Here is an 8,054-nt window from a genome sequence, read left to right on the forward strand (position 1 = left end):
ACAACTCGTTCTTTAAACGATAATCGTTTGTGTTTTTTTTCCATAATTCAACAAAGATAAAATTTATCATTTGTTGCGTTAGGTTTTTGAATTCTCCGAATTTCGAGCAAATTGTCGCACAACGTCCCGCAGCTTGGCGATGTGGCGGATTAAGGAAGCCTAAACTTTCGGTTAAACACGGATTTTGCAAGTACAAGACCAACTTTAAATTAAGCGCGAAACCCGCCATATTGCCAAACTGCTGTTAGCGGTAGTTTTTTAATATCCCAATTGTAATGCACACAATGCGGCTATTTCATTTGCTTTTTGATTGTCAGTTGAAGACAATCCTCTCGTTGCTTCATCAATACAATTTTTCATTTCTATGGATTTAATTTTAAGTTCAGACATTGGCAAATCTTTTTTTATATTAGCCACAAAATCAGCACAAGTTGCTAATTTATTTTCTTCCGTAGCAACTTTCCATTCACTAATTTTTGCTTGATGTAAATTTCCACCCGAATACCATTTGTCAATGTTTGTATCTATGTTTGCTGTTGGATTTACTTCTTCTGGAGAAGAACTTATACATTTTACAACTAAAATTAACAATAAAAAAGCTCCTATGTATTTAATATATTTCATTTTGTTATTTTTTAGATTTATTTTTAATTAGTTTTTTTTATTTTTATTCACACAATTTTATTCCTTCCTCAATTAGCGGAGCAATACTTATTTTAGAAGTTGCATCTTTTTCTGAAACGCCCAACTTCATTAAATCGTTTTTTAGTTTTAAGTTGTCAGACCAAATTTCTTCAATATTAGAATAACCATATTTATCACTCCAAGTTTTTGCTGTTCCATTTAGGGCATAATCAATCCCTTTAATTTCAATCAAAACACCTTTTGATAATTCAGGATTAACACCCTCAATTTCAAATTGAACACATTTTAAAGTGCCTTCGGTTTCAGTTAATGGCCATTTATCTTTTAAATCACTTTTCGAGATTTTTTTTTCATTAAGTATTTTTGGCTCAGATTCTCCGCAGGATATTGCGACCACAGATAATGAAATAAGAAATAATTTGAGTTTCATTTTTTAATTATGTTGTTTACGTTTTTTTTCGGCAAAATTACCGCTAACGTTTCGTGGCTTTAAGAAGTTGGGGATTTGGTATGCCCGAACTTTCGATTAAACACCGAAAATCAAAAGTACAAAACAAAGTTTAAATTAAGCACTAAAACCCCAATTTCTTAAAACCGCTGTTGTGCGTTCGTACTTTTATTTAATTAGTTTCAAGAATATTTCGGCTTTTCTTTCTATTACTTTAATTTCTAATTTAGTTTTGTCGGATTCTTTTAGCGCCCAATATTTATTTAAGTTCCATTCAAAATTTCGATTTTCACCTGTTCCATTTTGTGTTATAAAACCCCAAAACCACAAATCATCCCAAATTTCAATTTCACTTTCTGTATATACTTCTTTCAATTTAGCATTTATTTTGTCAAAATCCCATTTTACAGACGAATCTAACTTTTTAAAAATTGAAATAATTACAGCATCAACTGGCAAAAAGAATTTATCGTTTTGTCCAACGGTTTTTGGTACGTCGTTCCAAATTTTTAACTCTTTAGAATATTCATCATTATGAATATGAAAAATTGTTTTTACAAATAATGCAGATGTTTTTTTACCCCAACCACTTTGGCTTTCCATTCCTAAATATAATGTTTTGAAGTTGTTTTCTGTTTCTTTTTTAGGTTTTACATATTCCACAAAACTTTGAAATGAATTTAGGCTTTCTATATTTTCGTGCAGTTCAATAAAGAATTTTGCTAAATTGTCAATTTTTGGTTGACTTTGAGTGTTGGCAATATTGTAAAGAAGAGAAATAATTTTTTCAGAAGTGTTTTCAAAAGGTTTCAAAACTGAATTATAAAAACGTTCTTGAAGTTCGTGATTATGTTTTCTGTTAGTTTTCAAAAAATCAAATATTTTCTCTAATTTATTTTCAATTTCCAATAGTGTTTTCTTTTAAATTTCAGGTTTTCTGTTCGTCGCGCGAGTATGACGCACAACGTTTTGTGGCTTGGCGTCAGTTGGGGCGGGATAAATCCCTTATGTATCGATTTAAGACCGAACTTCCAGGTACAAAACCAACTTTATAGTTTGCCTAAAGCCCCAATTGCGCTAAACCGCTGTTACCTGCTGTTGCTACTTTTATTTCAACTTTACAGTAAATTCAAAAAAACGAATAGAATTTAAACTGTCTTCGGTTATTAATATTTCAACATTAATTTTGTTGTTAAAAGTCCTTAACCATCTTAAAAATTTCCAAACAAGAAACTCATTTCCTAATCCAATGCAATTTATGTTAAAGTAAACATTAAAGTTATTTCAGTCATAAATTGATAAACCTTATTACAAATAAATGCTCTTAAATCTTTATCGTAAATTATTTTATTATTTAAATCCATTATAACTAAAGGTGTTAGATGAATTTCGTAAAGATTAGTTTTTTCTGTTTTTGTATAAGTCAAATTATATTGATTTCTTGACTGTAATGTACGAAAATGACAAAAATGCACACCTAATGCAGTGGTTTCCTCAATAATATCCATAAATAGAAATCCTCTGTTTAGTTAAAAAGTCGTTGTAAAGATATAAATAGTGCTTTTTTGTAAGCAATCATTTGTTTAATTCTTTCTATAGTTGAACTGCTTGGGTCTTTATCCACAGTAACCGTAAACCCATTATCTTTTATAAAAGAAATGTAGTCATTTGTTTTGAATAATGTTTTCTCGTTCATAACCTTATTATTTGAATTAATTTGTACAAAAGTACAAAACCAACTTTAATTTCTTATTATTTATTATGTTAATTTTTAGCCACATATATATTCTCAATTTTTGTGCCATTTATTTGCGTTTCGTGTCGCTCGGCAATAGCAGTTAACGTCTCGTGGCTTGGCGTCAGTTGGGGATTTGGTTAGCCAAATGTATCGATTAAAAAACCAACTTCCAAGTACAAAACCAACTTTAAAGTTTGCCCAAAACCCCAATTGCGCCAAACCGCTGTTAACGGCTGTACTTTTATTTATTTCTATTACTTTTAAAATATTGCTTCTTTAATTTCGGTATAAATTCTATTAATTTCTTCTTTAAAATTATTATTTTTCTCTTCGGATAACCAACCATCTTTATACCATTTATGATATGGTGTATTAATTATATTCCAGCCAGCACGAGTTAGAATTTCCATTCTTTCAATATGTTCAACTGTGTAATTATCAGCAATTCCGTTATTTGTAAAATGATGAACTCCATCAACTTCTATAGCAACAGATTTTTTTGTGTTGTGATTAAACATAACAAAATCTAATCTTTTTTGTCCACAACTTTTTACTTGATTATGTAATGTTATTTTATTTCCTTTGGAATTTGTTTCTACAAATTTTTCTAAAAATGAATAAACATATCTTTCAAAATCACTTTCAAATAAATCAAAGTCTAATTTTGGTAAATTCGGTTTAAGATTTGCATCTTTAACTGGCGTTAAATCATTTTCTGTAACTGTACCATTTATGTAATACAAATAGTTATAAATAACATTAAACGTTTTTGGAAATGGTGAATAAACAAAATATGTAAATGATTTGGCTCTACTTGTAGCAACATTTAATCTTTTTTGGTCTTGATAATGACCTTGTCCGCCTTTACAATCCGTATCAAGACATAGCGAAAAAATCATTATATCTCGTTCATTACCTTGAAATTCTTCAGGCGTTCCAATCATTAAATCATAATTGCTATCCAAGTTTGGTAAATGTTCCTCTATTAATTCTTCAATTTTCTTGCATTGATCTCTTATCATAGAAATAACGCCAATTGTAAAATCTTTTTTATCAATGTGGTTCGGTAATTTATATAGTAAATTTGTTGTAAAAAATAAATCAGGTTGGTTTGACGAAGTCAGACCCTGAATTATTTTTACCACTTCTTCTGCTTCTGCGAGAACAACTTTACTATTTGTGTCAGTTTCTCTTTTGCCATTTACATTTATTGCTTTGCAACATTCAATAGAAACTTTGTCAGGTGTTTCCGTCATTATTTTTAATTTTCCTTCGGGATTTTCTTCATCTTTATAAAATTGCTTACTTGTATATTTTGCAAGTTTTGGTAATGAACGAAAATGTTCGTCAAGCATCACTTCTGTTGGCATAACATTATAATCATCGCTTTTAATAAAGTCTAATATTGATGATTGTGTAACCGTTAATTTTTTCTTCGTGGCAGTTTGATAACGCATCAATTCACGGTTATATTTTTCCCAAGTTAATTCATCAAAATTCTTGCCCAATGAAAAATTTAAACCTGCTGCTTTCAAACTTAATTGTTGATGGTCACCAACAATACACAATTTTTTGCCTCGATAAAATGCTGGCAAAATTTCAGCAAGATTGACTTGCGATGCTTCATCAACAATTACTAAATCAAATAAATCTGGTATTAAAGGAAATAAATTTCCTAAATGTCTAATTTCAGCAGTCCAAAAAGGAATGACGTCAGTGATTTTTTTAAAATCAATATCATTCATTTTCTTTTCAATTAATTTGCTGTTTACATTTGTTAGCATTCCGTTAAACTTTTCAATTTCACGTTGATAAGTTATATCACTTACTTTTTCAAAAACATTTGTTTTGTATTTAAGTTTTGTAATTTGTTTTTGAAGTTTTAAAATATCTGTTTGCAAATTTTTAATGCCTTTTCGAATACTGTTTGCATCAATGTTTAATTCGTTAGTTTTGATTTGTACTTCTGAAAATAAAACATTTACTTTTATGAATGACTTGCTAAAATTTGGCAAAGTATTTTCATTCAGCCACTTATTTGGTGTGTTAAATTTTAATTTTAAATGTTCTTTAAACTTGTGGATGTAAAGTTTTGAAGATAAATTATTTGAATTTACTTCCCATATTTTTTCTATTTTTTCAATAACTTTTTTGTATTTATTTTCGTCTTTAATTTTTTTAAATTGAAATCCCGTAGGGATTTCAAAAAAATCCTTATCAATTCTTTGCAGTTCAGTTAGAAAACGTTCGTTTACGTCTTTAAAAAATCTTTGTTTTTCTAAAATCTTATTAAGTTTAATTTTTTCAATTGAAATGTCTTCTAAATCTTTAGCCAAAATATTTTGATATTCTAATAATTTGGCTTCAAATATTGCATATTTTCCTTTAAATTGAGTAGAGTTTGATGTTTCATTTTTCAAATAGTTGCAATAATCTTTGATTTTTTTTCTCGCATTTGTATCATAGTAACAAACTCCCAATAATCCATCACCGTCAGATAAATAGGGTTCAATTTTCTTATTTACAACTTGTAATGCGGCTGTTTTTTGTGATAATACTAAAACCTTTTTATTCATTGCAATTGCTGATAAAACTATTGCAGATATTGTGTGAGATTTTCCAGTTCCTGGTGGTCCTTGAATATAAGATATTTCATTTGACCAAGCGTTTTTTAATCCTTGAATTTGACAGTTTGACAGTGAAATAGGAATATGTTTATCTATAATTTTTTGAATATCGTCTTCAATGGGATTTCTGTTTATTGGAACTCTTTCGTCAGTTAAAGCATTTATTAATAATTTTTCAACGACTGGATTTTTAAAATCTCCTTCCTCATCAATACTTTGTACAAAACTGTTTAATGCTTCATAAGTAGAAAGTTCATTTGGGATTACATTAAGAAAAAAATGATTTGCGTTTACAAAAATTAATTCCTTTTCAAATATTGATTTTTCTTTACGTTGCTCTCCACTTTTTTTAGTTGGACGATATGTATATTTTTTTAATTCATCTTTAAAGTTATATTCTGATTTCTGAATTAATTTAATTTTTTTAAATTGTTCAATTTTAGTTTGTAAATCATTAAATATTTCATTGGCAAATTTCGAAAGATATTGAAAGTCAAACTCATAAACTTCTCTCAAAAGACTTTCAATATTTTCTAATGTTGTGTTTTCATCTTCTGTTAGAGAGTTTAAAACATCATCCTCTTCATTGAAATAATTTGTAGATAACGACGAAACAAAATCATAGTTTATTGTTAATGTACTAATATCAGGTTCAATAAAAATACAATTCGTTGTTTCATCTTTTGATAATTCGCATTGTATTGTTAAAATTGGTGATGCAAATATTTTTTTACTTGTTCCTGCAACGGTTCCAAGTCCAATAAATAATTTTTTGTCGTGATTTTTTTGTAAAAAATTATAATAATTATTTAGTTCACTAAAGTTATTTTCATTTGGTTTAATCTCAAGTTCGATATTTTCGAATTGAGTTGCGTAACCAAGAGTTTTATTGAGTAAGCACTTTTCAAAACCATTTCTTGAAATGATTTTTCTGCTAATGTCTCTCAAATATGAAAGATACGCAATAATTCGTTTTGTGTTTTGGGAATGATTTGATATTTTACTCATAATTATTCCAAATCAAGCGGTGCTTTAATTTCTATTAATATGCTTTTTAAATCTTGTTGCATTTCTTCTTTAAACTTGTTAGCATCCAATTTCGTACTATGATTGTCTTCCGAATATTTTGATATTGTATTGTCAATATTTTGAGAATAATCTTTGAAAGAATTTTTAATATCAGAAATTTTGTTATTTACATCGTTTTGAATATTTGTATTTTCTTTTTGTAATTGTTCAAACCCTAAATTAATTTTTGAATTTGCTTGTTCTTGAAAATTTTTAACATCTTTACCTAACTGTTCAAATTTTTCTTCAAGATGTTTTGAAATTTCTTTTAGTTTGATTTGCTGATCTTTTATATTTTCAGAATTTTTTATGTCTTGTTGTTTTTCAGTTTCTGTAATTTTGGTTAAAATTAAATTTTGCAGTTCCTTTAATTCATTTTCTCTTTGAATTTTATTCTTTTTTTCGTTATTTGAGTAAACATAGAAAAAGTAGCAGATTATGATACTTTCGATTATAAAAAAAGTTGTAATTATAATTTCTAAATTTTTCATATTTTAATATAAATTAGTTTGTTTAATTCTATTTTTCTGCTGTTTTTTGGTAGTATAGCCGTTAACGTCTCGTGGCTTCCCGAAGTGTGGGATTAGAGAAACCTTTTGTTTTGATTTGTAAATGGACTTTCCAAGTACAAGATTGCTTTTTAATTATACCCAAAACCCACATTTTGGGAAATCGCTGTTAACTGATGGCTTTTTGTTTTACTTGTCAAAGTTATTAATTTATTTCTTACGTTTGCAATATGATTAGTAAATCCAACGCTTTATTTGTTTTTACAGCTTATTTAACATTTTGCTGTTGTGTTTATCAAATTTTATATTGGTATCCGTTTGGTATTAACGGTTTAGAAATGATTTCTTTTTCTGATATTGTACAAACTACTTTGATTAGGCTAAGTTGGACATTTTTATCTTGTCTACTAAGTTTTGGATGTATACAATTACTTATATTTATTAACCCAAAACACGATAGAGAATATAAAACATTTTATCCTAAAACTTTCATCCTTAATATAGTTGTTGTAATAATTATATCTGTAGTATTTTTTAAATTTATAGACATTAAGTTTTGGTCATTAGCTTTATCTTTTTTTATTTCTTTTACAGCTGGTTCAATTGGGTATTTTAATAAGATTATATATAACAAAGAGCTTGGAACAACAATGAGTAAAACTATTATAAGTTGTGCTTGTATGTTCATAGGTATTGATTCTGCACTAACAGGATATAAAGACTCATCTTTAATAGAGTATAATATTTCTTTTAAATATGCAGAAATAGCCCAAAGCCAAGTCCAAAATAAAGTAAATAAAACAGCACGTTCAAAATTAAGAATAATTAAATTTATTGGGTTTAAGTCTTCAGGTGAATTTGTTTTTGTTTCCATAGATAATAAAGATATTTATTTTATTAAGAATGATACTATTGTTCTAAAATCTTTTAATAAGAAAAGTTAATATTTTCTATTAGTCTTGTGTAGCTCAAAGCTATCAGTTAACGTTTCGCGGCTACAAGAAGTGGCGAACTTCGGA

The 8,054-nt window shown here is 27.8% G+C and carries 7 protein-coding genes; all 7 read right to left on the reverse strand.

The window, feature by feature from the left end; translation table 11 throughout:
* Positions 1 to 258 precede the first annotated feature (258 nt).
* Positions 259 to 624: a hypothetical protein gene (locus ACH2CG_RS14850; RefSeq protein WP_395066579.1), complete on the reverse strand. Its 366-nt coding sequence runs from the start codon at positions 622 to 624 to the stop codon at positions 259 to 261.
* A gap of 43 nt (positions 625 to 667) precedes the next feature.
* Complete coding sequence (locus ACH2CG_RS14855) at positions 668 to 1,075, reverse strand: DUF2511 domain-containing protein (RefSeq protein WP_395066581.1); 408 nt, start codon at positions 1,073 to 1,075, stop codon at positions 668 to 670.
* Between the two features lie 186 nt (positions 1,076 to 1,261).
* On the reverse strand, positions 1,262 to 2,002 hold the full coding sequence (locus ACH2CG_RS14860; RefSeq protein WP_395066583.1) for a hypothetical protein: 741 nt from the start codon (positions 2,000 to 2,002) through the stop codon (positions 1,262 to 1,264).
* Between the two features lie 616 nt (positions 2,003 to 2,618).
* A complete protein-coding gene (locus ACH2CG_RS14865; RefSeq protein WP_395066585.1) occupies positions 2,619 to 2,789 on the reverse strand; it encodes a hypothetical protein in 171 nt (56 codons plus the stop codon).
* Positions 2,790 to 3,091: 302 nt separating this feature from the next.
* Positions 3,092 to 6,466, reverse strand: a complete 3,375-nt coding sequence (locus tag ACH2CG_RS14870) for an AAA domain-containing protein (protein WP_395066587.1) — start codon at positions 6,464 to 6,466, stop codon at positions 3,092 to 3,094.
* A gap of 2 nt (positions 6,467 to 6,468) precedes the next feature.
* On the reverse strand, positions 6,469 to 7,017 hold the full coding sequence (locus ACH2CG_RS14875) for a hypothetical protein (RefSeq protein ID WP_395066589.1): 549 nt from the start codon (positions 7,015 to 7,017) through the stop codon (positions 6,469 to 6,471).
* 493 nt (positions 7,018 to 7,510) lie between these two features.
* Positions 7,511 to 7,909 (reverse strand): hypothetical protein, encoded by a 399-nt coding sequence (locus ACH2CG_RS14880; protein WP_395066591.1) that lies wholly within the window; start codon positions 7,907 to 7,909, stop codon positions 7,511 to 7,513.
* Positions 7,910 to 8,054: the final 145 nt, after the last annotated feature.

Source organism: Flavobacterium sp. (genome assembly GCF_043778725.1).
GTDB lineage: Bacteria > Bacteroidota > Bacteroidia > Flavobacteriales > Flavobacteriaceae > Flavobacterium.

What these genes read in the sequence shown, in the direction of transcription:
- ACH2CG_RS14865 (WP_395066585.1), bottom strand. Translation starts at nt 2,789, where the DNA reads ATGAACGAGAAAACATTATTCAAAACAAATGACTACATTTCTTTTATA.
- ACH2CG_RS14855 (WP_395066581.1), bottom strand. Translation starts at nt 1,075, where the DNA reads ATGAAACTCAAATTATTTCTTATTTCATTATCTGTGGTCGCAATATCC.
- ACH2CG_RS14875 (WP_395066589.1), bottom strand. Translation starts at nt 7,017, where the DNA reads ATGAAAAATTTAGAAATTATAATTACAACTTTTTTTATAATCGAAAGT.
- ACH2CG_RS14870 (WP_395066587.1), bottom strand. Translation starts at nt 6,466, where the DNA reads ATGAGTAAAATATCAAATCATTCCCAAAACACAAAACGAATTATTGCG.
- ACH2CG_RS14880 (WP_395066591.1), bottom strand. Translation starts at nt 7,909, where the DNA reads ATGGAAACAAAAACAAATTCACCTGAAGACTTAAACCCAATAAATTTA.
- ACH2CG_RS14850 (WP_395066579.1), bottom strand. Translation starts at nt 624, where the DNA reads ATGAAATATATTAAATACATAGGAGCTTTTTTATTGTTAATTTTAGTT.